22 protein-coding genes and 1 pseudogene are annotated in these 24,201 nt (G+C 73.3%); 12 read left to right on the plus strand and 11 right to left on the minus strand.

The genetic code is table 11. The annotated features are described in order from the left end of the window. The first annotated feature begins 25 nt into the window (after window positions 1-25). Window positions 26-1,027, plus strand: coding sequence for a beta-ketoacyl-ACP synthase III (locus K4G59_RS08215; protein ID WP_231250473.1), 1,002 nt, complete (start codon window positions 26-28; stop codon window positions 1,025-1,027). Between the two features lie 5 nt (window positions 1,028-1,032). Beyond that, window positions 1,033-1,548, plus strand: coding sequence for a GNAT family N-acetyltransferase (locus K4G59_RS08220; protein ID WP_231250474.1), 516 nt, complete (start codon window positions 1,033-1,035; stop codon window positions 1,546-1,548). Between the two features lies 1 nt (window position 1,549). Here K4G59_RS08220 and K4G59_RS08225 read toward each other — a convergent pair whose 3' ends face one another. Continuing rightward, a complete protein-coding gene (locus tag K4G59_RS08225; RefSeq protein ID WP_231250475.1) occupies window positions 1,550-2,326 on the minus strand; it encodes an esterase/lipase family protein in 777 nt (258 codons plus the stop codon). A 20-nt stretch (window positions 2,327-2,346) separates the two neighbouring features. After that, complete coding sequence (hrpB, locus tag K4G59_RS08230; RefSeq protein ID WP_231250476.1) at window positions 2,347-4,884, minus strand: ATP-dependent helicase HrpB; 2,538 nt, start codon at window positions 4,882-4,884, stop codon at window positions 2,347-2,349. A gap of 80 nt (window positions 4,885-4,964) precedes the next feature. Here hrpB and arr point away from each other — a divergent pair, with 80 nt between their 5' ends. Then, the gene (gene arr, locus K4G59_RS08235; protein ID WP_231250477.1) at window positions 4,965-5,414 is read left to right on the plus strand and encodes an NAD(+)--rifampin ADP-ribosyltransferase; all 450 of its coding nucleotides are present in this window, start codon (window positions 4,965-4,967) and stop codon (window positions 5,412-5,414) included. A gap of 33 nt (window positions 5,415-5,447) precedes the next feature. On the opposite strand, the gene ddaH is transcribed toward arr, so the two are convergent. Further along, complete coding sequence (gene ddaH / locus K4G59_RS08240) at window positions 5,448-6,212, minus strand: dimethylargininase (protein ID WP_231250478.1); 765 nt, start codon at window positions 6,210-6,212, stop codon at window positions 5,448-5,450. 104 nt (window positions 6,213-6,316) lie between these two features. Here ddaH and K4G59_RS08245 point away from each other — a divergent pair, with 104 nt between their 5' ends. The 3 genes from K4G59_RS08245 (at window position 6,317) to K4G59_RS08255 (ending at window position 9,356) form a co-directional block, all read left to right on the plus strand. Beyond that, complete coding sequence (locus tag K4G59_RS08245) at window positions 6,317-7,687, plus strand: short-chain fatty acid transporter (RefSeq protein ID WP_231250479.1); 1,371 nt, start codon at window positions 6,317-6,319, stop codon at window positions 7,685-7,687. 202 nt (window positions 7,688-7,889) lie between these two features. Further along, window positions 7,890-8,108: a hypothetical protein gene (locus K4G59_RS08250; RefSeq protein WP_231250480.1), complete on the plus strand. Its 219-nt coding sequence runs from the start codon at window positions 7,890-7,892 to the stop codon at window positions 8,106-8,108. A gap of 12 nt (window positions 8,109-8,120) precedes the next feature. Beyond that, entirely contained in the window at window positions 8,121-9,356 is a 1,236-nt protein-coding gene (locus tag K4G59_RS08255) for a TerC family protein (protein WP_231250481.1), read from the plus strand. A 3-nt stretch (window positions 9,357-9,359) separates the two neighbouring features. Here the strand turns inward: K4G59_RS08255 and heR are convergent, their stop codons facing one another. The 5 genes from heR to K4G59_RS08280 all read right to left on the minus strand — a co-directional run bounded on the left by heR (window position 9,360) and on the right by K4G59_RS08280 (window position 15,238). Beyond that, window positions 9,360-10,136, minus strand: a complete 777-nt coding sequence (gene heR / locus K4G59_RS08260) for a heliorhodopsin HeR (protein ID WP_231250482.1) — start codon at window positions 10,134-10,136, stop codon at window positions 9,360-9,362. Window positions 10,137-10,197: 61 nt separating this feature from the next. After that, window positions 10,198-11,889: a long-chain-fatty-acid--CoA ligase gene (locus K4G59_RS08265; protein ID WP_372461801.1), complete on the minus strand. Its 1,692-nt coding sequence runs from the start codon at window positions 11,887-11,889 to the stop codon at window positions 10,198-10,200. Window positions 11,890-12,054: 165 nt separating this feature from the next. Then, window positions 12,055-14,091, minus strand: coding sequence for an NADPH-dependent 2,4-dienoyl-CoA reductase (locus K4G59_RS08270; protein WP_231250484.1), 2,037 nt, complete (start codon window positions 14,089-14,091; stop codon window positions 12,055-12,057). Further along, complete coding sequence (locus K4G59_RS08275) at window positions 14,088-14,708, minus strand: PadR family transcriptional regulator (RefSeq protein ID WP_231250485.1); 621 nt, start codon at window positions 14,706-14,708, stop codon at window positions 14,088-14,090. The genes K4G59_RS08270 and K4G59_RS08275 overlap by 4 nt, the downstream gene beginning before the upstream one ends. A gap of 47 nt (window positions 14,709-14,755) precedes the next feature. After that, window positions 14,756-15,238 (minus strand): Lrp/AsnC family transcriptional regulator, encoded by a 483-nt coding sequence (locus K4G59_RS08280; RefSeq protein ID WP_231250486.1) that lies wholly within the window; start codon window positions 15,236-15,238, stop codon window positions 14,756-14,758. 95 nt (window positions 15,239-15,333) lie between these two features. On the opposite strand from K4G59_RS08280, the gene K4G59_RS08285 reads away from it, so the two are divergent. From K4G59_RS08285 to K4G59_RS08310, 6 genes are all read left to right on the plus strand, one after another. Further along, window positions 15,334-16,506 carry a trans-sulfuration enzyme family protein gene (locus K4G59_RS08285; RefSeq protein ID WP_231250487.1) on the plus strand — a complete coding sequence of 391 codons (1,173 nt, stop codon included), beginning with the start codon at window positions 15,334-15,336 and terminating at the stop codon, window positions 16,504-16,506. A 25-nt stretch (window positions 16,507-16,531) separates the two neighbouring features. Beyond that, complete coding sequence (locus K4G59_RS08290; RefSeq protein ID WP_231250488.1) at window positions 16,532-17,680, plus strand: CaiB/BaiF CoA transferase family protein; 1,149 nt, start codon at window positions 16,532-16,534, stop codon at window positions 17,678-17,680. A gap of 5 nt (window positions 17,681-17,685) precedes the next feature. Next, entirely contained in the window at window positions 17,686-18,420 is a 735-nt protein-coding gene (locus K4G59_RS08295; protein WP_231250489.1) for a glutamine amidotransferase, read from the plus strand. A 26-nt stretch (window positions 18,421-18,446) separates the two neighbouring features. Then, the gene (locus K4G59_RS08300; protein WP_231250490.1) at window positions 18,447-19,643 is read left to right on the plus strand and encodes an MFS transporter; all 1,197 of its coding nucleotides are present in this window, start codon (window positions 18,447-18,449) and stop codon (window positions 19,641-19,643) included. A gap of 49 nt (window positions 19,644-19,692) precedes the next feature. Beyond that, window positions 19,693-21,135: a flavin-containing monooxygenase gene (locus tag K4G59_RS08305; RefSeq protein WP_231250491.1), complete on the plus strand. Its 1,443-nt coding sequence runs from the start codon at window positions 19,693-19,695 to the stop codon at window positions 21,133-21,135. A 126-nt stretch (window positions 21,136-21,261) separates the two neighbouring features. Further along, window positions 21,262-22,296 (plus strand): LacI family DNA-binding transcriptional regulator, encoded by a 1,035-nt coding sequence (locus tag K4G59_RS08310; protein WP_231250492.1) that lies wholly within the window; start codon window positions 21,262-21,264, stop codon window positions 22,294-22,296. 63 nt (window positions 22,297-22,359) lie between these two features. On the opposite strand, the gene K4G59_RS08315 is transcribed toward K4G59_RS08310, so the two are convergent. The 3 genes and pseudogenes from K4G59_RS08315 to K4G59_RS08320 form a co-directional block, all read right to left on the minus strand. After that, the gene (locus K4G59_RS08315) at window positions 22,360-23,058 is read right to left on the minus strand and encodes an FAD-dependent oxidoreductase (protein ID WP_343997148.1); all 699 of its coding nucleotides are present in this window, start codon (window positions 23,056-23,058) and stop codon (window positions 22,360-22,362) included. A gap of 53 nt (window positions 23,059-23,111) precedes the next feature. Further along, window positions 23,112-23,441 (minus strand): annotated as a pseudogene (locus K4G59_RS20645) (oleate hydratase); the annotation flags it as partial. Then, window positions 23,431-24,126 (minus strand): arsenate-mycothiol transferase ArsC, encoded by a 696-nt coding sequence (locus tag K4G59_RS08320; RefSeq protein ID WP_231250493.1) that lies wholly within the window; start codon window positions 24,124-24,126, stop codon window positions 23,431-23,433. The pseudogene K4G59_RS20645 and the gene K4G59_RS08320, both read right to left, overlap by 11 nt. Window positions 24,127-24,201: the final 75 nt, after the last annotated feature.

Here is a 24,201-nt window from a genome sequence, read left to right on the forward strand (position 1 = left end):
GCCCCGTCATGCCTATGCTCGCCCCATGACGATCCAGCAGCCGACCGACCTCACCCACGCGGCGATGCTCGGACTCGGCGTCCACCGGCCGGAGCGTCTCGTCACCAACGACGAGATCTGCGAGGTCCTCGACTCCACCGACGAGTGGATCCAGACGCGGTCGGGCATCCGCACGCGTCGCTTCGCCAGTGAGGACGAGACGCTGATCGGGATGTCGATCTCCGCGGCCGAGAAGGCCCTCGCGGCCGCCGGCGTGGGCGCCGAGGAGGTCGGGTGCGTGATCGTCGCGACGTCCACGCACCCCGAGCACACGCCCGCCTCCGCGCCGCAGGTCGCGACCGCGCTGGGCATCACCGCGGCGGCCTTCGACATCTCCGCCGGCTGTGCGGGCTTCTGCCACGCCCTCAACCTCGCGGCGTCGATGGTGCGCTCCGGCGCGGAGAAGCACGTGCTGGTGATCGGCGTCGAGCAGCTCAGCCGCTTCATGGACCCGACCGACCGCGGCACCGCCTTCATCTTCGCCGACGGCGCTGGCGCGGTCGTGGTGGGACCGTCCGAGTCCGCCGGGATCGGTCCGACCGCGTGGGGCTCCGACGGCTCGCAGGCCCACGTGATCACCCAGACCCCCAGCTGCCTCGGCGGCCACTCCGAGGTCGACCACCCGGTCGTGCAGATGGAGGGCACCGCCGTCTTCCGCTGGGCGCCCTTCGCGATGGCCGAGGTCGCCCACGAGGCGCTGCGCCTGGCCGGGGTCTCCGTCGACGAGCTCGACGCCTTCATCCCGCACCAGGCGAACCTGCGCATCACCCAGACCCTCGCGCGCAACATCAAGCTCCCCGACACCGTGGCCGTCGCGACCGACGTCATCGACTCCGGCAACACCTCGGCCGCGTCGGTGCCGCTGGCGATGGAGGCCATGCTGCGCCAGGACGAGGCGTCGGCGGGCGACACCGCGCTCCTGATCGCCTTCGGTGCCGGGCTCTCCTACGCCGGTCAGGTCGTGACCCTTCCTCCGCTGGCCGGGTAGTCGCGATGGACGAGGTCGAGGTCCGGCTCCGCAGCGGTGACCGGGTCCTGATCCGGCCGATCCGGGCGAGCGACGCCGCCGAGCTGCAGCGGGCGTTCGCGCTGATGAGCGAGGCGTCGCAGTACCAGCGCTTCATGACCGGCACACCGCGGCTGACCGACAGCCAGGCGGCCTACTTCACCGCCGTCGACCACGTCGACCACGAGGCCTGCGTCGCGCACGCCCCGGACGACGACTCCCTCATCATCGGAGTCGCCCGCTTCATCCGCTACAGCTCCACGCCCGACGACGCGGAGCTGGCGGTGACCGTCGCGGACTCGTGGCAGGGTCGCGGACTCGGTGCCGCCCTGCTGCGGGTGCTGACCGCACGCGCGGTCGAGGTGGGGGTCAGGCGCTTCCGCGCCGAGATGATGGCGGACAACGCGGCCATCATCGGCCTCCTGCGCAGCGCCGGCATGACGGACGAGACGGTGAGCGGTCGGCTCGCCACCGGCCACGTGGTGCTCGCGCGACCCGACTGACTCAGGCGCGCGCGAGCCGGTCGGCCACGACCGTCCACACGTCGGGGTCGATGCCCATCCCGATGTGGGTCGACGACACCTCGACGTGCTCGGCGTCGGGTGAGGTGTGGTCGAGGCAGGCCTGCCACGACACGATCCCGTCGCGCTTGGAGAACAGGATCGTCAGCGGCACCGGGATCGGCGCCGTCGGGTCGAGGCGCTCGGCGACCCGCTGCGCGTCGGGGTCCGGGCCGCGGCGGTAGGCCCGGGCGACGGTGGTGTGCCGCGGTCCGCCGGTGACGGGCGTGCCGTAGGTGATGACGCGGCGCACGGCGTCGGGGTGGCGGCGCGCCACCTCGCGCGCGATCACACCGCCGAGGCTCCACCCGACCAGCGAGGCGGGCTCGCCCTTCATCTCGACCAGCTCCAGCAGCCGTCGCGACAGGCGCTCGACGTCGCGCCGGGGATCGCCGGTGTTGGTGCCGAAGCCCCAGCCGCGGGCGTCGTGGCCCAGGCGCCGGAGGTAGGCCCGCAGTGGCGCCCCGGACAGCTCGGGTGCGCGCCACCCGGGGATGTCGACGACGAGGTGGCCCTCGCCCCGCGGCGCCGAGGACAGGCGCGGCAGCGCACCCAGCAGGCGTACGCCGTCGAGCGCGGACCCGAGCTCGCCGAGCGCGGCGCGTGTGGAGGGAGGGCCGCTCGGGTGCCCCAGGTCGCGGGGGTCTGCACGGTGCCGTGCCCGCGAGCGGACGCCGGCCGCGGCCAGCAGGTGGTGACCGGGGAGGGGCAGGCGCGACATGCCGCGACTGTACGACGGGGTCAGCTGCGGCGAGGCCGGTTCGTCCGCGAGGTGGCGGGTGCGCTGCGTGGGTCCTCGGGCCAGGCGTGCTTGGGGTAGCGCCCGCGCAGGTCGGCACGCACCCCCGGGTAGCCGTTGTCCCAGAAGGACTCAAGGTCGGCGGTGACGGCGGCCGGGCGGCGCGCGGGGGAGAGCAGGTGCAGCAGGAGCGGGACGCGGCCGTCAGCCAGGACCGGCACCGCGGTCCAGCCGAAGACCTCCTGCAGTCGCACGGCGAGCACCGGCTGGTCCTGGGAGTAGTCGATCCGCACGCTCGACCCGCTGGGCACCTCGACGCGCTCCGGAGCCAGGTCGTCGAGCCTTCCCGCCTCCGGCCACGGCACCAACGCTCGCAGGGCGGTCGTCACGTCGATGCGTCGAAGGTCCGTCGCCGAGCGGACCCGTGCCAGCTGCGGCCCGAGCCAGGAGTCGAGGCCCTGTGTGAGCGCTGCGTCGCTCACGTCGGGCCACGGTCCACCGAGCGCGCGGTGGAGGAAGTCGAGGCGGGCGCGGAGCGCGGTGGCCGCGTCGGTCCAGGCAAGGAGGGCGATCCCCTCGCTCGCGATCGCGCCGCGGATCGCGTCGCTGACGGCCTGCGCAGGAGGGTCGTCGAGCGGAACCGAGCTGAGCTCGATCGCGCCCAGCAACGTCCGTCGGCGGGCCAGCACCCGGTCGCCGGTCCAGGTGACCTCGTCCACCTCGGTCCACAGCGATCCCGCTGCCTCCAGCGCGAGGTCCTCGGTGAGGGGTGCCGCCGCGCGGATCTGTGCCTCGCGCTGCCCCGGCCGTCGCTGGGCGTCACCGACCGCGAGCCACTCCAGTCCGGCCAGCGGGCCGGGGTCGCGCGGGTCGAGCGTCGCGCCGGTCCCCGACGTCATCAGGTAGGCCGCGCCCGAGGTGCCGGAGCGCTTGCGGGCGATCCGGTCCGGGTGCGCCAGGGCGATGACCAGACCCACCGCCACGTCGTCGGTGAGTGCGCGGGCGTGGTCCGAGGCCCCCATCCGGTCGCCCTGCCCCGCCACCACCTCGCGCAGCCGGGTGACCTGGCTGCGCCACGACCCTGCCCGCCTGTCGGCGCGCAGCGACCTGAGGGCCGCGGCCAGGTCCCCGCCCGGAGCACGTACGTCCTCGCTCAGCATCGCGACCACTTCCGCGGCCCGCTCCGACCCGACGAGACCGGCTCCGTCGATCAGCGCGCGCGCCAGCCGGGGATCGACCGGCGCGCCCGAGATCGCCCGGCCCCGCGGGGTGACCCTCCCGTCCTCGGTCATCGCCCCCAGGCTCACCAGCACCTCCGTGGCCGCCGCCAGGGCGTGCGCCGGCGGCTGGTCGAGCAGCGCCAGGTCGCGGACGTCCTCGCTGCCCCAGCACGCGACCTCCAGCGCGAAGGCCGTCAGGTCGGCGGTGGCGATCTCGGGCTCCGGACGGGGGCTCAGGTGCGCGTGCTCCGCCTCGGACCAGCACCGCAGCACCGTGCCCGGCCCGAGCCGCCCGGCCCGTCCCGCCCGCTGCTCGGCCGCCGCCCGGCTCACGGTGACGGTGACCAGGCAGGCCAGCCCGCGACGGTGATCGGTGCGCGGCTCGCGCGAGAACCCGGCATCCACCACGACGCGCACCCCGGGCACCGTCAGCGACGACTCGGCGACCGCGGTCGAGACGATCACGCGTCGACGCGGGCCCTCGCTGAGCGCACGGTCCTGCTCGGCGCCGGACAGACGACCGTGCAGGGCGTGCACGGCCGCGTCCACGCCGGCCAGGCGCCGTACGGTCGCCTCGACCTCCGCGACACCCGGCACGAAGACCAGGACGTCCCCCTCGTGCCCGAGCAGAGCACGACGGACGGTCGCCGCGACGTGGTCGTGGAACGCCGGGGTGATCCCACGGTCGTCGGTGCGGCGCACCCCCGCGGGCAGCGGGCACCACACCGTCTGCACCGGGTGCAGTGCGCCCGGGACGCGGATCACCGGAGCGCCGCCCCCACCTCCACCGATCAGGGCGGCCGTCCGTTCGGCCTCGATGGTGGCGGACATCGCCACCAGGGACAGGTCCTCGCGCAGGTGGGCGCGGAGATCGACGAGCAGCGCCAGGGTCAGGTCGGCGTCGAGGTGGCGCTCGTGCACTTCGTCGAGCACCACGGCCCCCACGCCCGCGAGCTCGGGATCGTGCTGGATGCGCCGGAGCAGCAGACCGGTCGTGACGACCTCCACGCGCGTACGACGGCTGCTGCGGCGCTCGCCGCGCACGGCGTACCCGACCGTCCCACCGACCGGTTCGCCGATCAGGTGCGCCAGCCGACGGGCAGCAGCGCGGGCGGCGATGCGGCTGGGCTGCGTGACGACGACCCTCCCCTGCGCGACCCCGGCGACCGCAGGTGGGACCAGGGTCGTCTTGCCGGTGCCCGGCGGTGCCTGGACCACCGCGACCCCGTGGGAGCCGAGCGCCTCGACGAGCGGGGCCAGCCCCGCGGTGACCGGGAGGTCCGGCGGCGCGGCGAGCAGGTGGCGCAGCGGGTCGGACACCCGTGCAGTCTGCCTCGACCGGCCTCGGATCCGGTGCGTCACCCTCGACCGATGTGCCGCCGGAGTCGTAGCCTCGCGCCATGGGGGCGCGGACACCGGTGACGTACGACCACCACGACCACGTGCCGGGACCGTACCTCCACGGCACCAGGGTCGAGCTGAGCCCCGGCGACGAGCTGGTGGCGGGCTGCTCCTCGAACTTCCAGGAGGGCCGGGTCTCGAACCACATCTACTTCACGACGCTCGAGAGCACTGCGGCGTGGGGCGCCCAGCTGGCGGCAGCGCTGGCCGGTGTCGAGGGCCGGGGCCACGTCTACGTCGTCGAGCCGACGGGGCCGTTCGAGGACGACCCGAACGTCACCGACAAGCGCTTCCCCGGCAACCCGACGGAGTCCTACCGGACCAGGGCTCCGCTGCGGGTCCTGCACGAGGTCGACGACTGGCACGAGCACCCACCCGAGGCGCTCGCGGCCATGCTCGACAGCCTGGCGAAGCTGCGGGAACAGGGTCTGGACGTCATCGAGGACTGAGGGCGCCCGGTGCGCGACCCCGGGCGACGTCCCTCAGCCGCGCAGGCGCACGGACAGGCACGTCACGCAGCCCTCGAGCTTCTCGAACTCCGTGACGTCGACGGTGACCACGCGCAGCCCGCGCTCCTCGTAGAGCGCGCGGGTGCGGGGCGCGCCCGCCGACATCAGCACAGTCGACCCGTCGAGCAGCACGACGTGCGACCCGGGCTCCTCGGGGACGGCGAGGAAGGACGACCAGACGTCCGGGTCGTCGACGACCTCCTCCCACCCCACGACCGTGCCGTCGGGCAGGGCGGTGACGGCCGACTTGAGGTGCAGCGCCTTCGTCAGCGGCACGGCGACCACGGTGGCGCCCAGCGGTGCGAGGTGGGCGGCGAGCTGGTCGATCCCGCTCTGGTTCGTGCGGCCTCCGAGACCGACCCAGACCGTGCCGTCGTGCTTGAGCACGTCGCCGCCGTCGAGGGTGCCGGGCGCCTCGACGTGGGCGATGCGGTGGCCGAGGTCGCGCAGGACCTGCTCGGTGCCGGTGACCTCCGCCCGGCGTTCGTCGGCGCCGGGACGGGCGATGACGGCGAGGTCGTCGTACATCACCACGGTGTCCTCGACGAAGACCGAGTCGGGGCAGTCCGGCGCCGGCGGGACCTCGATCGTCTCCCAGCCCTCGGACCGGAGGGCGGCGACGTACGCCTCCCACTGGCGCAGCGCGAGACCGACGTCGATCGGGACGCGGTCGACGTGGGTCACCAGGCCCTCTGCCAGACGGGGGCTGGGGCGGCGGACGAGGGCGCGACGGTTCATTCACCGATTCTCGCAGGGGTCGGGCGTGCGGACCGCCTTGACATCCACGGTGGGGCACCGAATGGTGTCCCGAGCCGTGTCCCCCCGGGTGAGGAGATCCCGTCATGTCCAGCACCAGCGCCAAGCAGCGATCCTCGGGGCTCGCCGGGATGATGCGGCCGGTCAACTCGGTCGTCGAGCGCTTCATCCCCAGCGCCCTGGTCTTCGCGATCGTGCTGACCTTCGTGGTCGCGATCCTCGCCCTGCTCCTGACGGACTCCGGGCCGGTCGACGTCACCCGCGGCTGGGGCGAGGGCCTGTCCGGGCTGCTGGCCTTCATGACCCAGATGGCGCTGATCCTGCTGCTGGGCCACACCCTGGCCAACACGGGGCCGGTGCGGGGGCTGCTGGCGAGGATCGGCGGGCTGCCGAGGACGGCACTGCAGGGCTACCTGTTCGTCTTCGGCGTCGCCGCCGTCGCATGCCTCATCACGTGGGGCCTCGGCCTGGTGGTGGGCGTGCTGCTGGCGGTGGAGGTCGCCAAGCAGGGTCGCGAGAAGGGGCTGAAGCTGCACTTCCCGCTGCTCGTCGCGGCGGGCTACTCCGGCTACGTCGTGTGGCACATGGGCTACTCCGGCTCCGGGACCCTGACCGCGGCCACCGAGGGTTCCTTCATCGCCGAGCAGCTCGGCGAGACCATCCCGATCAGCGAGACCACGTTCGCCTGGTGGAACCTGGCCGCGATCGCCGCAACGATCCTGGTGGTGGGCGTCGGTCTCGCCCTGGTCGCGCCGCGGGGCGACGACCCGGTCATCGAGCTCGACGCGGACGCCCGCTTCGGTGACGAGGTGGTCACCGACGAGGTCGTGACCCCGGCCGACCGCGTCGACGCGAGCCGCGTGGTCACGACGCTGGTCGGCCTGGCCCTGGTCGCCTACCTGGTGATCCACTACTCCGACGGCGGCACGGCCACCCTCGACATCGTCAACTGGACCTTCCTGGCGCTGATCTTCCTGCTGGTGCGCAACCCGCTCGAGCTGATCGCCCTGGTCAAGAACGCCGCCTCCAACGTGGGCGAGATCCTCCTCCAGTTCCCGCTCTACGCCGGCATCATGGGGATCATGGCCACCTCCGGCCTGATCACGGTCTTCTCCGACTTCATCGTCGACACCGCCGGCCCGTCGACCTTCGGCGTGCTGGCCTTCCTCTCGGCCGGTCTGGTGAACTTCTTCGTGCCCTCCGGTGGCGGGCAGTTCGCCGTGCAGGGGCCGGTCATGCTCGACGCCGGTGCCCGCCTGGGTGTCGACCCGTCGGTGACGATCATGGCGATCGCCTACGGCGACCAGTGGACCAACATGATCCAGCCCTTCTGGGCGCTGCCGGTGCTCGCCATCTCCGGGCTGAAGATCCGCGACATCCTCGGCTACACGTTGGTGACGCTCATCGCCTCCGGGCTCGTCTTCGCCACGATCCTGCTGCTCGTGGGCGCCGGATAGCCCGCGGTGGCACCGGGGGCGGCGTACCTGTTGACCGCGGACGTCCGGGCGCGGATCATGGGGAGCAGAGGGGAGTACCCCGTCCTCGACGACATCGTCACCCCGGTCGGCCCTGTCCGCCCCGGTGCGTCGGCCGCTCGAGCAGCTGCGGTGGGGAAGACCTCCGGGAGTCCGGCGTGAGTCGGCAACACGGAGGTGCGGGATGGACGATGCGCGATGGACATGGTGGGCCCTCGGTTCCTACGGCGACCTCGAGGACGTCGTCGCCTGTGCACTGGTCGTGGGACTGCTCGGCCTGCGGATGCTGCCGTCCACGAGGCGCTGGGCGCCCCGCGGCAACGCGTGGCGTGCACGCCAGGTGCCGGCGCCCAGGGGCGGTGGCAGTGCTGACCCCCGCCGGCCACCCTCGCTGCAGCGGTGACGGAGGCACGTGATGGAGGTGTCTCCGCTCGTGTGGGGCCTGACGATCGCCGGCATCGTGGGCCTGCTGCTCTTCGACTTCTACTTCCACGTCCGCAAGGCCCACGTGCCGACGCTGCGCGAGGCGGCGATCTGGTCGGCGCTCTACGTCGGCATCGCGATCATGTTCGGCCTCGGCGTCCTGCTCCTCGGGGGACCGACCCCGGGTGGTGAGTACTTCGCCGGCTACATCACCGAGAAGGCGCTCTCGGTGGACAACCTGTTCGTCTTCCTCATCATCATGTCCAGCTTCCGGGTCCCCCGCGAGGACCAGCAGAAGGTGCTGCTGTTCGGCATCGCCTTCGCGCTCGTGGCACGCACCGGCTTCATCTTCGTCGGCGCGGCGCTGATCAACACCTTCGCGTGGGTCTTCTACCTCTTCGGACTGGTCCTCATCCTCACGGCCGGCAACATGCTGAAGTCCGACCACGACGACGCCGAGACTGCCGACAACTTCGTGGTGCGGCTGTCCCGCAAGGTCATCCCCGCAACCGACCACTACGACGGGGACAAGCTCTTCACCATCCAGGACGGCAAGCGAGTGATGACGCCGATGCTGCTGGTCATGGTGGCCATCGGCGGCACGGACATCCTCTTCGCGCTCGACTCGATCCCGGCGATCTTCGGGCTCACGCAGAACACCTACCTGGTCTTCACGGCGGTGGCGTTCTCGCTGCTCGGGCTGCGCCAGCTGTTCTTCCTCATCGAGGGACTGCTCGACCGCCTGATCTACCTCTCCTACGGCCTGGCGGCGATCCTGGCCTTCATCGGGGTCAAGCTCATCCTCCACGCGCTGCACGAGAACAACGTCGGCTTCATCAACGACGGCGAGCCGGTCCCGGTGACCGAGATCAGCACGTCCGTGTCGTTGAGCGTGATCCTGGGCGTCCTCGTCGTGGTGGTCGTCGCGTCGCTCGTCAGCCCGGCGGGCAAGGCACGCAACGCGATCAGCAACGCCCGGCGTCATGCCGAGGACTACCTCGACTCCGAGTACACCAGCGACCCTGCCGAGCGCGAGCGCATCTACGACCTGCTGCTCGCCGAGCGCGACCAGATCATCGCGCTGGGGCCGAAGTACCGCCAGAAGGCACGCAACGAGCAGGAGCTGATGGCGCTGCTCCAGCGCGCCCGCGACAGCCACGACAGTGCCGTCGACCGCGGCGAGGCCAGGGCGACGGGACCCTCGAAGCTGCTCCCGCCGCGAGCCTGAGCCCTACGGCGCCAGGGACCCGCCGAAGATCTGCCAGGCCAGCGCCGACTTCGCGACGAGGCTCAGCACGAGGTAGGCCCGCTCCCCGAACGCGTAGCTGCGCCAGGGCCCGATGCCGCGGTACTGCAGCCACTGGTTGAGCGCGAAGCTGTTGAAGAAGACGAAGAGCGAGACGAAGATCCCGACCACGAAGCCCGGGACCTCCTCGGCGGCGAGGAGGTTGAGGCCGATCGCGACCCAGGGCGTGGCGCCCGCGACGCAGCCGAACCAGAAGGGCTTCATCGTCCGGGTCGTGCTGCCGGGCGGGTTGGCCGACTCCTGGAGCCAGCCGAAGAGGATCATCGCCACGTTGGCGCCGATGATCCCGATCAGCGCCGCGACGTCCACGACGCCGGCGTACAGCGCGATGAGCACGACCATGATCGTCGCGCTGAACGAGTACTCGACCCAACGGAAGCGGTTGATCCCCCGGCGCAGGTCGCGCTCGTAGGTGCCGCGCAGGACCGTCGCCGTCAGCAGGTGGTCGAGGGCGGCGAGCCCCAGGAACGCGGCGATCGCTTGCCCGACGCGCAGGTCGAGCACGCTCTCGGGCGACGCGATCGCGCTGCCGGGCGGACCCGTCGGCAGCGACTGCGTGATGGTGATCGCGAAGTCGGTCGCCAGCACCACCACGGCGACCGCCTGCGCCAGGTGGAGCACGGTGAGCGCGAGGTTCCACCCGCGCAGCGAGCGCAGGGCCCGGTCGTCGACACCGGGTGCGGTCATGTCGTGTGAGGTCATGACTCCATCATGAGGCCTCGGGCTGCACGCCGGGTGCCGGTGCGCGCCGGCCGACGCACGCTCAGGACCCCAGGATCCGGCTCGCCACCTCGCGGCGCAGGACCTTGCCCATCGGGTTGGTCGGCAGCTCGTCGAGGAAGACGACGCGGCGCGGCACCTTGTAGGGCGTGAGGCCCTCCCGCGTGTGCGCGCGCAGCTCGTCGGGCTGCACCGGGACGCCCTCGACGAGCACCACGGCCGCGACCACCTCCTCGCCACCGTCCTCGTGCGGGAGGCCGACCACGGCCACGTCGACGACACCGGCGTGGGTGCGGATCACGGCCTCCACCTCGGAGGGATAGACGTTGAACCCGCCGGTGATGATGATCTCCTTGATCCGGTCCACGATCGTCAGGAACCCGTCGGGCGACATCGTCACCACGTCGCCGGTGCGGAACCACCCCTCGTGGAAGGACGCAGCGGTCTCCTCGGGCAGGCCGCGGTAGCCGGTGAAGACCTGCGGCCCACGCACCAGCAGCTCACCGCGCTCGCCCTGCGGCACCGCGCGGTCGAGGTCCTCGGGGTCGGCGATGCGGATCTCCACGTCGGGGAAGGGCACCCCGATGGCGCCGGGCCGGCGCTCGCGCGACATCGGGTTCCCGACGATCACCGGCGACGTCTCGGTCAGGCCGTAGCCCTCGACCAGCAGCCCGCCCGTGGCGGCCTCCCAGCGCTCGACGAGCGGGGCGGGCAGCGGCATCGCGCCGGACAGGGCGTAGCGGATGCCGACGATCGAGACCTTGCGGCGCTCCGCCTCGTCGACGATGCGCTGGTAGAGCGGCGGCACCGCCGGCACGAAGCTCGGCACCTCGCGCGCGATCGCGTCCATGATCAGGCTGATCTCGGGCTTGGGGAGCAGGACCAGCTTGGCGGCGAGCGCCACGCCGAGCAGCACGCTGACCGTCACGCCGTAGGCGTGGAAGAGCGGCAGGGCCACGAGGAAGGACTCCTCGCCCTCCCGCAGCCCCGGCACCCAGGCGCGGCCCTGGACCACGTTGGCGACGAGGTTGCGGTGCAGCAGCGGCACGCCCTTGGGCACCCCGGTCGTGCCGGAGGTGTAGAGCAGCAGCGCGACCGCGTCCTTGTCGGGGCGCGGGTGCGACTCGTCCAGCGGTTCCGCGGCGGCGAGCCCGGCCCACTGCATCACCTGCGGGGCGGGCGCTGTGAGCAGGTCCCGCGCCGCCCGGGCCTTCGCGACGGGCAGGCGCAGCGCCAGCCGCTTGCTCCACGGCAGGCGGGTGGTCATGTCGACGGCGACCACGTGCTCCAGCGGCGTGTCCGCGACGAGGCCCTCGATGACGGGCACGACCTTGTCCCACACGATCGCCACGCGGGCGCCGTGGTCGACGAAGGGGTGGCGCAGCTCGGCCGCGGTGTAGAGCGGGTTGTGCTCCACCACCGTCGCGCCGAGGCGCAGCACCGCGAAGAAGGCGATGACGTTCTGGGGGCAGTTCGGCATCACCAGGGCGACGTTGTCGCCGGGACGTACGCCGAGCGCGTGCAGGCCGCCCGCCACGCGCCGCACCTCGGCGTCGACGTCGGCGTAGGTCGAGACCCGGCCCAGGAAGTCCAGCGCCGGCCGGTCGGCGTGGTGGCGTGCCGCGCCTTCCCAGAGGTCGAGCACCGTGGTGTCGCCGTAGTCGAGGTGGAGGGGCACGCCAGGGGCGTAGGACGCTGCCCACGGGGGCGGTTGAGCCGACACGGTGTTCCTCACGATCAGGGTCGCGACGAAAGGGTTCGCGAGCGCGACCCAAGGTATCGGGTCCGCACGCACGCCCCGGTCGTGGCCGTTCCCGAGGGATCTCGGACCAGGTGCATCCGCCGGGGCGCGAGCGGCCGAGGGAGAGGTACTGGGGGGAACATCACTCACCACCTGCCGTCACAGGGCGGCCACGACCTCCGTGCCCTGCTTGATCGCCCGCTTGGCGTCGAGCTCGGCGGCCACATCGGCTCCGCCGATCAGGTGCACTGTGGCTCCGCCGATGAGGTGGGCCTCGCGGTCCAGGGCGTCGTAGAGCCCGCGCACCGAGTCCTGGCCGGCGCAGACGACAACGGTGTCGCACTCGATGACCTGTGACGAGCCGTCGACGGTGATGTGCAGCCCCGCGTCGTCGATGCGGTCGTAGGTCGCGCCGCGGACCTGCGTCACGCCCGACTGCTTCAGCACCGCACGGTGCGCCCAGCCCGAGGTCTTGCCCAGGCCGATGCCGATCGGCGTGGCTTTGCGCTGGATGAGGGTGACCTCGCGCGCCGGCGTGCGCGGCTTGGCCTCGGTCAGCCCGCCGACGTGCAGCGCGGGGTCTCCGACGCCCCAGTGGGCCATCCAGTCGTCGAGGTCCTCGTGCTCGTGGGTGAGGAAGACGCTGACGTCGACGCCGATGCCGCCCGCGCCGATCACCGCGACCCGCTTGCCCGGCACGACCGCACCGCTCAGCACCTCGGCGTACGACGCCACCGATCCGTGCTCGATGCCGGGGATGTCCGGCATCCGGGGCTCGACGCCCGTCGCGACGACGACCTGGTCGAAGCCGGCGAGGTCGTCGGCCGAGGCCTCGGTCGAGAGGCGTACGTCGACGCCGAGGACCTCGAGACGGCGGGTGAAGTAGCGCAGCGTCTCGGCGAACTCCTCCTTGCCCGGCACCGCCATCGCGAGGCGGAACTGCCCGCCCAGCTCGGGCGACTTCTCGAAGAGCGTGACGGCGAAGCCGCGCTCGGCGGCGCTGGTCGCGGCGGCCAGCCCGGCGGGGCCGGCTCCGACGACCGCGACGGTCTGCTTGCGCATCGTCGGGGTCAGCAGCAGCTCGGTCTCGTGGCAGGCGCGGGGGTTGACCAGGCAGGACGCGCGGTCGTTGGAGAACACGTGGTCGAGGCAGGCCTGGTTGCAGGCGATGCACGTGTTGATCTCGTCGGCGCGCTCGTCCATCGCCTTGGCGACGAAGGCCGGGTCGGCGAGGAGCGGGCGTGCCATCGACACGAGGTCGGCCTCACCGGCGGCGAGGATCTCCTCGGCGAGCTCGGGAGTGTTGATCCGGTTCGACGCGCAGACCGGCACGTCGACGACCTGCTTGAGCCGCGCGGTGCACGACCGCCACGCGCCACGCGGCACCTGCGTGATGATCGTCGGCACCCGGGCCTCGTGCCAGCCGATGCCGGTGTTGAAGGCGGTGACGCCCGCGGCCTGCAGGTGCAGCGCCAGCTCGGCGGTCTCCTCCCAGGTCTGCCCGCCCTCGACGAGGTCGAGCAGCGAGATCCGGTAGACGATGGGGAAGTCGTCGCCGACGAGCTCGCGCGAGCGGCGTACGACCTCGACGGGGAAGTGCATCCGGCGCGCGGCCGAGCCGCCCCACTCGTCGTCGCGGTCGTTGGTGCGCGCGGCGAGGAACTGGTTGATGAGGTAGCCCTCGGAGCCCATGATCTCGACCGCGTCGTAGCCGGCCTTGCGGGCGAGCGCGACGCTCTTGGCGAAGGCGGTCGCGGCGTGGTCGACCTCCTTGCTCGACATCGCGTGCGGCTTGAAGGGCGTGATCGGCGACTTCTTGTCCGAGGCGCTCTGCGAGAGCGGGTGGTAGCCGTAGCGCCCGGCGTGCAGCACCTGCAGCGCGATCGCCCCGCCCGCGTCGTGCACCGCTCCGGTGATCCGCTGGTGGCGCATCGCGTGGAGGCGGTTGGTCATCTCGGAGGCGAAGGGCTTGAGCCAGCCGCGCTTGGTGGGGGCGTAGCCGCCGGTGATGATCAGACCGACGCCGCCGCGCGCGCGCTCGGTGAAGAACGCGGTGAGCTTGTCGATGTCCCACGGGTGGTCCTCGAGGCCGGTGTGCATCGAGCCCATCACGACGCGGTTGCGCAGGGTGAGCGCGTCCGGCCCGGCGCCGAGCGTGATCGGCTCGAGGAGGTGGGGGTAGGTGGGGTGCGTCATGATCGATCTCTCTCGGTGGGTGTGGTGCGAGCACTTCGAGACGCCTCGTCCCTCGGCTCCTCAGCATGAACTCCGCGGGCCTCGAGACCCTCGTGCGCCTGCAGGTAGTCGGTGAACCAGTCGATCCAGAAGCGCTCCATCCGGATGCCCCCGCGCAGGACCAGCCACTGGTCGAGCGCCGCGCCGGTGAGGCCGTCGGGGTCGGGGAACTGCTCGCGCTCCATCTGCTCGTAGTGCGCCAGGCGCGTCGCGTGGTCAGCGCGGAGGTCGTCCAGGTGCGCGGCGAGCCGCGCGCGGTCGCCGTACGACGCTCCGCGCAGCTTGACGGCCACGTCGCTGCGGAAGGTCTCCATCGGCATCGGCTCGGCCAGCCACTCGGCCAGCACCCGGCGCCCGGCGGTGGACGGCGTGTGGACGCGCTTGTCCGGGCGGCCCTCCTGCTGGACGACCTCGACCGTCACCCAGCCGTCGGCCTCCATGCGGGCCAGCACGCGGTAGATCTGCTGGTGGGTGGCGTGCCAGAAGAAGCCGAGCGACTTCTCGAAGCGGTGCGTGAGCTCGAGGCCGCTCGCGGGTCGCTCGCTGAGCGCGACGAGGAGGGCGTGCTCGAGGGCCATGGGGACATGGTGCCCGACCTATGCAACGAGTTGCAATGCCGTCCTCGTCACAGCACGCCCGCGCCGGCGATCTCCTCGAAGACCAGCTGGGTCTCGGTGTGGCGCACGACGGGGTGCACGTTGAGGTGCTCGAGCACGAGGTCGCGCAGCTGCGTGGTCGAGGAGACGGCGACGTGGAGCAGGTAGTCGTCCTCGCCGCCGACGTGCAGGATCCGCAGCACGCCCGGCACGTGCGCCAGCACCTGGTGGAAGCTCGCCACGTGGTCGCGGTTGTGGCTGCCGAGCCGCACCTTGATCACGGCCTGGATCGGGAAGCCGAGCGCTGCGAGGTCGACGTCGGCGTGGACCCCGCGCACGACCCCACGCTCGCGCAGCGAGCGCACCCGCTGCAGGCAGGTCGACTCTGCGATGCCGAGGCGCTTGGCGAGCGCGGCGTTGGTGACCCGCCCGTCCGCCGCGAGCTCGGTGAGCAGGCGTCGGTCGAGCGCGTCGAGGGGCGCAGGATCCACGGACGGGGATGCAGCAGGCACGGTGTGCTCCTCGTGATCTTCGGCGTGCATGCCTCTTTGGAGGCAGTTGTTCGGAGTGTATTGCCCTCGGTCGAGGATTCCGCGACCGTGGCGCCATGACCAGCCTCGACACCCTCGCCGTCCACGCCGGCCGCGCCGACCTGGGGGCGCTCGGCGTCCACGCGCTCCCGCTCGACCTGTCCACGACCAACCCGCTGCCCAGCATCGACGCGGGGGGCGAGTCGTACGAGTCCATGGCGACCGGCGGCCACCCGGCCGCGGGTGGCATGGTCTACCAGCGGCTGTGGAACCCGACCGTGGCGCGCTTCGAGGAGGCGCTCGCCGGCCTGGAGCACACCGAGGCGGCAGTCGCCTTCTCGACCGGGATGGCCGCCGTCACCGGATCGGTGCTGGCCGCCGTGGCCGAGGGCCCGGGCCGTCACGTCGTCGCCGTCCGTCCGCTCTACGGCGGCACCGACCACCTGCTCGCCTCGGGGATGCTCGGGGTCGAGACGACCTACTGCGCACCGCACGAGGTGGGGGGCGCCGTACGACCCGACACCTGCCTCGTCGTCCTGGAGACGCCGGCCAACCCGACGCTCGAGCTCGTCGACCTCGACGCCGTCGTCGCCGCGGCCGGCGGCGTACCCGTCCTGGTCGACAACACCTTCGCCACCCCCGTGCTGCAGAACCCCGCCGACCACGGCGCCGCGCTGGTGCTGCACAGCGCCACGAAGTACCTCGGCGGCCACGGTGACGCGATGGGCGGTGTCATCGCCTGCTCCGAGGAGTGGGCGGCCGCGCTGCGCCGCGTCCGCGCCGTGACCGGCGCGCTGCTCCACCCGATGGGCGCCTACCTGCTCCACCGCGGCCTGGCCACGCTGCCGCTGCGCGTGCGCGCCCAGCAGGAGGGCGCCGGCAAGGTCGCCGCCTGGCTCGGCTCGCACCCGGCCGTGCGCGAGGTGCGCTGGCCCGGCCTCGCCGAGTGCGACCCGCTCGGACTCGTCGGCCGGCAGATGCGCGGCCCCGGCGCGATGCTCGCCTTCCGGGTCGAGGGGGGCTACGCCGCCGCGTCGCGCGTGACCGAGTCGGTCCGGCTGTTCACCCACGCCGTCTCCCTCGGCGGCGTCGACTCGCTGGTCCAGCACCCTGCGGCGCTCACCCACCGACCGGTCGCCGCGGACGCGAAGCCGGACGCCGACGTGCTGCGCCTCTCGATCGGCCTCGAGGACCCCGAGGACCTGTGCGCCGACCTCGGCCGCGCGCTGGACGAGGTGGCGCGACCCTGACAGCACCGGTGTCATGATCGTCCGCATGACGTACGCGCTGGGGCAGGGAACCGGACCGTTGCGGGGCGTGAAGGTGGTCGAGGTCGCCGGCATCGGGCCGGGCCCGCACGCCTGCATGCTCCTGGCCGACCTCGGCGCCGACGTCGTCCGTGTCGACCGTCCGGGCGGTGGCGCCTTCGGCACCGGCGAGCACGACGTGCTCAACCGCGGCCGCCCGAGCGTCGCGCTGGACCTCAAGCACCCCGACGCCGTCGCGACCGTGCTCGACCTGGTGGAGGGCGCCGACGTGCTCGTCGAGGGGATGCGGCCGGGCACCCTCGAGCGGCTCGGCCTCGGGCCGGACGAGTGCCTGGCCCGCAACCCAAGGCTGGTCTACGCCCGGATGACCGGATGGGGCCAGGACGGTCCGTGGAGCCACGTCGCGGGCCACGACATGAACTACGTCGCCACGTCCGGCGCCCTCCACGGCCTCGGCCAGGACCGCGACCGGCCGCACTTCCCCGGCAACCTGCTGGGCGACTTCGGCGGCGGGTCGACCTACCTCGTCATCGGCGTCCTCGCCGCTCTCCTCGAGGCCCGCGCTAGCGGGCAGGGGCAGGTCGTCGACGCCGCGATCGTCGACGGCACCGCCCACCTCAACGCCATGGCCTGGACCTTCGCGGCCCTCGGCGCCACCACGGACCGGCGGCGCTCGGGGCTCCTCGACGGCGGCACGCCGTGGTACGACCTCTACGAGACCGCCGACGGGCAGCACATGAGCGTCGGCGCCCTCGAGCCGCAGTTCTGGGCCGAGCTGGTCGCGCGCATCGGCGTCGAGCTGCCCGACCGCGACGACCCGGCCAGCTCGCGTGCGATCAGACGAGCCCTGGTGCGGCGCTTCAAGGAGAAGACGCAGGCGGAGTGGAGCGAGGTCTTCGACGGCACCGACGCCTGCGTCGCGGCCGTCGTACCCCTCACCGAGGCTCCGCAGCACCCCCACCTCGCGGCCCGCGGGACCTACGTCCAGCGCGACGGCGTCACCCAGCCAGCGCCGGCCCCGCGCTTCTCGCGGACCGGGGCGACCCTCGGCAGCCGACCCGCGCGCCCCGGCGAGCACACCCGCGAGGCGCTCGCCGCCTGGGGCATCGACGACGTGGACGCGCTGCTGGACTCCGGCGCAGCCGTGCAAGCCTGACCCCCGTGCGCCCCTTCCTCTTCCTCGGCACCCGCGCCGAGGACGACGTCGCCCAGCAGGAGTACGACGCCGTGCTCGCCGGGTGCGGCCTGCGCGCTGACGAGCTGGTCCGCGTACGCCTCGAGGCCGGCCCGCTCGGCGAGGTCGACCTCGCCGACTTCTCGGGCGTCATCCTGGGTGGCGGGCCGTTCAACATGTCCGACCCGCAGGACGCGAAGTCCGCCGTCCAGCGCCGCGCGGAGGCCGAGCTGCACGCCCTGGCCGTGCGTGTCGTCGAGGCGGACGTGCCGTTCCTCGGCGCCTGCTACGGCATCGGTGTGCTCGGCACGCTGGCCGGCGGGGTCGTCGACCGGACCTACGGCGAGCCGATCGGGGCGCTGCCGGTGCGCCTGACCGACGAGGGCCGGGCCGATCCGCTCCTCGGTGCGCTGCCCCACGAGTTCGCGGCCTACCTCGGCCACAAGGAGGGGGTGTCGCGGTTGCCCGACGGCGCGGTGCTGCTGGCCTCGACCGACACCTGCCCGGTGCACGCGTTCCGGATCGGTCGCAACGTCTATGCCACGCAGTTCCACCCCGAGCTCGACGCCGTCGCGATCTGCGACCGGATCGACGCCTACAGCGCCCACGGCTACTACGCCCCGCACGAGCGGGAGTCGCTCAAGGCCGCGGCGCGCGAGGCGATGGTGACCGAGCCGGTGCGCCTGCTCGGCCGGTTCGTCGAGCTCTACGCCCGGGCCTGACCGGCCGGTCTGGCACGCTGGCCCGCATGGAGGAGCGCCGGACCGTACGCGCCCCCGTCGCGGTGGCGGTCGTGGTCCTCGCGCAGCTCCTCGGCACGTCGCTGTGGTTCAGCGCCAACGCAGCGGCCGCCGACCTCCGCGGCCCGTGGGGGCTCACCGACGCCGACCTCGGACGCCTCACCGTCGCGGTGCAGGCGGGCTTCGCGACGGGCACCCTGCTGGCGGCGGTCACCAGCCTCGCCGACCGCTTCGCCGCCGGCCGGATCTTCGCGGTCGCCTGCGTGCTGGGCGCGGCGAGCAACGCCGGCTTCGCGCTGCTGGCCGACGACACGGCCTCAGGTGCCGCGTGGCGCTTCGCGACCGGGCTGTGCCTGGCCGGCATCTACCCGCTCGGGATGAAGCTGGTCGTGTCGTGGGCGCCGGACCGCGCCGGCGAGGCGCTGGGCCTGCTCGTCGGGATGCTGACCCTCGGCACGGCGCTGCCCCACCTCGTCTCCGCGGTCGGCGTCGGGTGGCAGTGGCAGACGGTCGTGCTGTCGTCGTCGGTCCTCGCCCTGCTCGCGGGGGCGGCGGTGCTCCTGCTCGGTGACGGTCCCCACCTGCCGCGCGCCGGCGCGGTCGGACTGCGGCCCGGTGCGGTGCTCCAGGCCTTCCGCGTCCCGGCGTACAGGGGTGCCGCGCTGGGCTACTTCGGCCACATGTGGGAGCTGTACGCCTTCTGGACCCTGGTGCCGCTGCTCCTGGTCCCGCTGCTCGACGGCGGCGCCGGCGCGGTGAGCGCGACGACGTTCGTCGTGATCGCGGCCGGCGCGGTCGGCTCCGTGCTCGGCGGGGTGTGGGCCCGGCGGGTCGGCGGGGTGCGCGTCGCGGCGACGGCCCTGGCCGCCTCGGGAGCGGTCTGCCTGGTCTTCCCGCTGCTCGCGCCCGCGCCCGTCCCGGTGGTCCTCGCGGTCCTGGTGTTCTGGGGCGTGGCGGTGGTGGCCGACTCCGCGCAGTTCTCCGCCCTGTCCGCGCGCGCCTGCCCGCCCCACCTCGTCGGCAGCGCGCTCGCGATCCAGAACGGCCTCGGCTTCGCGCTCACCATCGGCGCCATCGCGCTGACCTCGGCCCTGGTGGGCGACCTCGGACCTCAGGTGGCGTGGCTGCTGCTCCCGGGTCCGGTGCTGGGCCTCGCGGCGATGGCCCGCGACCTGCGACCCCGTCGGGCACCCGCGCCGGCCTGAGGTGTAACTCACGGTTACACGCCCTCGCCGGGTCGCCTACGCTGGCCGCGTGAGCGACCACGTGGACGTGCTGATCATCGGCGCCGGCCTGTCCGGGATCGGCGCGGCCGCCCACCTCGCCAAGGACCTGCCGGGGACGACGTACGCCGTGCTGGAGCGCCGCGGCGCCAGCGGCGGCACGTGGGACCTGTTCCGCTATCCCGGCGTCCGGTCGGACTCCGACATGCACACCCTCGGCTACCGCTTCCGACCCTGGCGCGGCGACGTCGCGCTGGCCGACGGCGCCTCGATCCTGGCCTACCTCCGCGACACCGCGCGCGAGTTCGGGGTGGACGAGCACGTCCGCCACGGCCACCACGTGACCTCGGCGGACTGGGACTCGACCACCTCGCGCTGGACCGTGCGGGCCGAGGTCGACGGGGAGACCCGCACGATCACCGCCGACTTCCTGTGGGCGTGCAGCGGCTACTACGACTACGACGAGGGCCACACGCCGCACTTCGAGGGCCAGGAGCGCTACGGCGGACAGGTGGTGCACCCGCAGCACTGGCCCGACGACCTCGACTACGCCCGCAAGCGGGTGGTCGTGATCGGCTCGGGCGCCACCGCGGTCACCCTCGTCCCCGCGATGGTCGCGGGCGGGGCCGGGCACGTGACGATGCTCCAGCGCTCGCCGACCTACATCCTCCCCGTCCCAGGCAACGACGCCTTCAAGCGGCGGCTCACGTCGGTGGCCGGCGAGCGGACGGCGTACGCCGTGACGCGGTGGAAGAACGTCGCGGTGCAGTCCGCGCTCTACCAGCTCAGCCGGCGCCGTCCCGCGCTCGTGCGGAGCCTGGTGCGCAAGGCCAACGTCGCGCTGCTGCCGCCGGGCTACGCAGTCGACACCCACTTCAACCCGACCTACGACCCGTGGGACCAGCGGATGTGCCTGGTGCCCGACGGCGACCTCTTCCACGCCCTCGAGCGCGGTCGGGCCGAGGTGGTGACCGACCGGATCCGCACCTTCACCGAGACCGGGCTCGAGCTCGAGTCCGGGACGCACCTCGACGCCGACATCGTCGTCACCGCCACCGGCCTCAACCTCCGGATCTTCGGCGGCGCCACGCTGAGCGTCGACGGCGAGGTCGTCGACCCGGCGGGCACCATGGCCTACCGCGCGATGATGCTGTCCGGGGTGCCGAACTTCGCCTTCACCATCGGCTACACCAACGCCTCGTGGACGCTCAAGGCCGACCTCGTCGCGGAGTACGTCGTCCGCGTGCTGTCGCGGATGCGGTCCACCGGCACGCGCTCGGTGGTGCCGGTGCGCGACCCGTCGGTCGAGGAGGTCCCGCTCATGGACTTCGACGCCGGCTACGTCCAGCGGGTCGTCCACACGCTGCCGCGCCAAGGCACCCGCGCGCCCTGGACGCTGAAGCAGAACTACCTCCACGACGCCCTCGCGCTGCGGCGGGCGAAGCTCGACGACGGCGTGCTGCGCTGGTCCTGAGGGTCCGGCCGTCGCGATCCCCGGGTACCCGGGGAAACGTGAGCCTCACCCCCGAAACTTCGCACCGGAACCTCCAGCTTCCCCGGGTACCCGGGGAACGCCGCGCGGGGCGGCTAGCGTGTCGGCGTGAACACGCCGCGCACCCCGATCCGCCCGGGTGCGCCCACCCTGGACGAGGTGGCCCGGGTCGCGGGCGTCTCGCGCGCCACCGCCTCGCGGGCCATCAACGGCGGCCAGCGGGTCAGCGCCCGCGCCCAGTCGGCGGTGGACAGCGCCGTGCAGACGCTGGGCTACGTCCCGAACCCGGCCGCGCGGAGCCTGGTCACGCGGCGTACGGACTCCATCGCGGTGGTCGTGCCGGAGCCCGACGACCGGGTCTTCTCCGACCCGTTCTTCGCCGGCACGCTGCGCGGGGTCAACCGGGTGCTCGCCGAGCGCGACATCCAGCTCGTGCTGCTGCTCGCGCGCCCGGGCGCCTCGACGGCGCGCACCCTGCGCTACCTCACCAACCGCCACGTGGACGGCGCCGTGGTCACCTCCCACCACCGCGACGACCGCCTCGCCGAGCACCTCGCGGACCTCGGCCTGCCCTGCGTCTTCGGCGGTCGCCCGTGGACCGGTGGCGACCGGGTGACCTACGTCGACGTCGACAACACCGCAGGCGAGCGCGAGGCCACCGAGGTGCTCGTCGCTCGCGGGTGCCGGCGCATCGGCACGGTCGCCGGCCCGGCAGACATGACCGCCGGGGTCGACCGCCTCGAGGGCTGGCGGCAGGCGATGGCCGCGGCCGGGCTCGAGGCCGACGCCGTCGAGCACGGTGACTTCACCGAGGGCAGCGGCGAGGACGCCGCGCGCGCCCTGCTCGAGCGTCACCCCGACCTCGACGGCCTCGTCGTCGCCTCCGACCTCATGGCCTCGGGCGCGCTGCGGGTGCTGGCCGGCCTCGGGCGCCGGGTGCCCGACGACGTCGCCGTCGTCGGCTTCGACGACCTCGGCGTCGCCGAGCGCACCACCCCGACGCTCACCACCGTGCGCCAGCCGGTCGAGGAGATGGCCGCCCGGGCCACCCGGCTGCTGCTCGAGCGGATCGACGGCGTCGAGGAGGGCCACCCGATGCGGCTCATCGTGCCGCCGGTGCTGGTCCGCCGCGAGAGCGCCTGATTGATCGAAACGCCTTCGTTCCTCAGATGCTCGTCCACCGAGTCGTACGCCGACCGGTGCGGGTCAGCGGTCGGTGAGGGCGGCCGCGGTGGCGCGCGCCGACGGACCCACGCCGGCCAGCGTCGCCGAGGCGGGCCCGGTCCAGTCGCCGTAGCCGACGAGGTGCAGTCGCGGCTCGGCGAGCGCAGCCGTGCCCGACGGGCCGCCGACGGGGATCCGGCCGTCATGGGTGCGGAGGCCCAGCGGACGCAGGTGCTGGAGCGCGGGACGGAAGCCGGTGCACCAGATCACTGCGTCGCAGTCCTGCCGGGTGCCGTCGGCCCAGACGACGCCGGAGCTGTCGAGCGCGGCGAACATCGCCCGCGCCTCCAGCACCCCGCGGGCTCGGGCGTCCTTGACGCTGGCGGCCATCACGATGTCGCCGAGCCCGCCGACGCCGGCGTGCTCGCGCCCCTGCTCGAGCGCCTCGATCCGCGCGCGGGCGGTGGCGAACAGGACGCGGCCGTCCACGTCGTCGGGCAGGAATCGTGGCGTGCGAGCCGTGACCCACGTCGTCGTGGCGACGGTCGACACCTCGGCCAGCACCTGGGCGGCGGAGTTGCCGCCCCCGACCACCACGACGTGCTGCCCGGTGAAGTCGGCCGGCGTGCTGTAGCCGACGGTGTGGAGCTGGCGGCCCGTGAAGTCCGCCATTCCGGGGCGGCGGGGCCAGAAGGGCCGCTCCCACGTGCCGGTGGCCGACACGACGGCGCGCGCCGCCACGGTGTGGTGGTCCGGACGAGCAGCCGGCCGTCGGGGGCACCGCCGCGGGTGACCGAGGCGACCCGGTGCGGCCGCTGCACGCGCAGGTCGTAGCGCTCCTCGTAGCGGGTGAGGTAGTCGACCACGTGGTCGCGCGGCGGGTAGCCCTGCGTCGCGTCGTCCCACGGCGGCATCATCCAGCCGGGGAGGGAGGAGAACCCGGCGGGGGAGAACAGGCGCAGCCCCTCCCAGGTCCGCGGCCACGCCCCGCCGGGGCGGTCCGCCGCATCGAGCACGACGAGGTCCCGGCCCGGCACCAGTCCCGCGCGCTGGAGGTAGAACGCGGTGGCCAGGCCCGCCGGCCCGCTGCCGACGACGGCGACGTCGACGTGGTCAGGAAGCATGGGGGGCAAGGTACGCCCCGCGCTCCGTGCGCAGCCCCTCGAGCAGCTCGGTGACGCGCCGGTCGATGTCGTCGCGGATCTCCCGCACCGCGGTGAGGTCCTGCCCCACCGGGTCCGCGACCGCCCAGTCCAGGTAGCGGCGGCCGGGCAGGATCGGGCAGGAGTCGCCGCAGCCCATGGTGACGACGACGTCGGCGCCCGCCACGACCTCGTCGGTCAACGGCTTGGGGAAGAGGTCGGCCCCGTCGATGCCGAGCTCCTCGAGCACGACGGCGACCTCGGCCTGCACGGCGGAGCCGGGCGCGGTCCCGGCCGACGCCACCTCCACCCGGCCCGCGGAGCGGTGCGCCACCAGGGCCGCGGCGAGCTGTGAACGGCCGGAGTTGGCCGTGCACACGAACAGCACGAGCGGGGCACGGCCGGCGTGGGCGTCGGATCCGCCCGTCGTCCGGGCGCGGGTCGCAGCGCGCAGCCGCTCGCGCGCGAAGCGCTGTGCGAGCAGCGGGAGGTAGGCCGCGATGCTGGCCGGGAGCAGACGGGCGTAGGAGTCCTCGAGGCACTCCGTGACGGTCTCGGGGGCGAAGGTCCCGGCGAACTCCTCGAGGAGCTCCGCCCTCGCAGAGGCGAGCGCGACGCGCTGGTGGCTGGTCGACGGGGACGGCGTCGGGGTCGTGGCGTCAGGCATGACGTACCTCCGGAAGAGATGGCATCGACATCGATCAATGTCGATGTCCGTCAATGTGGCGGGATGCATCGACCT

Source organism: Nocardioides furvisabuli (assembly GCF_021083185.1).
GTDB classification, from domain to species: Bacteria; Actinomycetota; Actinomycetes; order Propionibacteriales; family Nocardioidaceae; genus Nocardioides; species Nocardioides furvisabuli.

Excerpts from the sequence above, each read along its gene's own strand:
- K4G59_RS08215 (WP_231250473.1), top strand. The coding sequence starts at position 26 with ATGACGATCCAGCAGCCGACCGACCTCACCCACGCGGCGATGCTCGGA.
- ddaH (WP_231250478.1), bottom strand. The coding sequence starts at position 6,212 with ATGAACCGTCGCGCCCTCGTCCGCCGCCCCAGCCCCCGTCTGGCAGAG.
- K4G59_RS08320 (WP_231250493.1), bottom strand. The coding sequence starts at position 24,126 with ATGCCTGACGCCACGACCCCGACGCCGTCCCCGTCGACCAGCCACCAG.
- K4G59_RS08290 (WP_231250488.1), top strand. The coding sequence starts at position 16,532 with ATGACGTACGCGCTGGGGCAGGGAACCGGACCGTTGCGGGGCGTGAAG.
- K4G59_RS08300 (WP_231250490.1), top strand. The coding sequence starts at position 18,447 with ATGGAGGAGCGCCGGACCGTACGCGCCCCCGTCGCGGTGGCGGTCGTG.
- K4G59_RS08220 (WP_231250474.1), top strand. The coding sequence starts at position 1,033 with ATGGACGAGGTCGAGGTCCGGCTCCGCAGCGGTGACCGGGTCCTGATC.
- arr (WP_231250477.1), top strand. The coding sequence starts at position 4,965 with ATGGGGGCGCGGACACCGGTGACGTACGACCACCACGACCACGTGCCG.
- heR (WP_231250482.1), bottom strand. The coding sequence starts at position 10,136 with ATGACCTCACACGACATGACCGCACCCGGTGTCGACGACCGGGCCCTG.
- K4G59_RS08255 (WP_231250481.1), top strand. The coding sequence starts at position 8,121 with ATGGAGGTGTCTCCGCTCGTGTGGGGCCTGACGATCGCCGGCATCGTG.
- K4G59_RS08275 (WP_231250485.1), bottom strand. The coding sequence starts at position 14,708 with ATGGCCCTCGAGCACGCCCTCCTCGTCGCGCTCAGCGAGCGACCCGCG.
- K4G59_RS08245 (WP_231250479.1), top strand. The coding sequence starts at position 6,317 with ATGTCCAGCACCAGCGCCAAGCAGCGATCCTCGGGGCTCGCCGGGATG.
- K4G59_RS08270 (WP_231250484.1), bottom strand. The coding sequence starts at position 14,091 with ATGACGCACCCCACCTACCCCCACCTCCTCGAGCCGATCACGCTCGGC.
- K4G59_RS08250 (WP_231250480.1), top strand. The coding sequence starts at position 7,890 with ATGGACGATGCGCGATGGACATGGTGGGCCCTCGGTTCCTACGGCGAC.
- K4G59_RS08225 (WP_231250475.1), bottom strand. The coding sequence starts at position 2,326 with ATGTCGCGCCTGCCCCTCCCCGGTCACCACCTGCTGGCCGCGGCCGGC.
- K4G59_RS08285 (WP_231250487.1), top strand. The coding sequence starts at position 15,334 with ATGACCAGCCTCGACACCCTCGCCGTCCACGCCGGCCGCGCCGACCTG.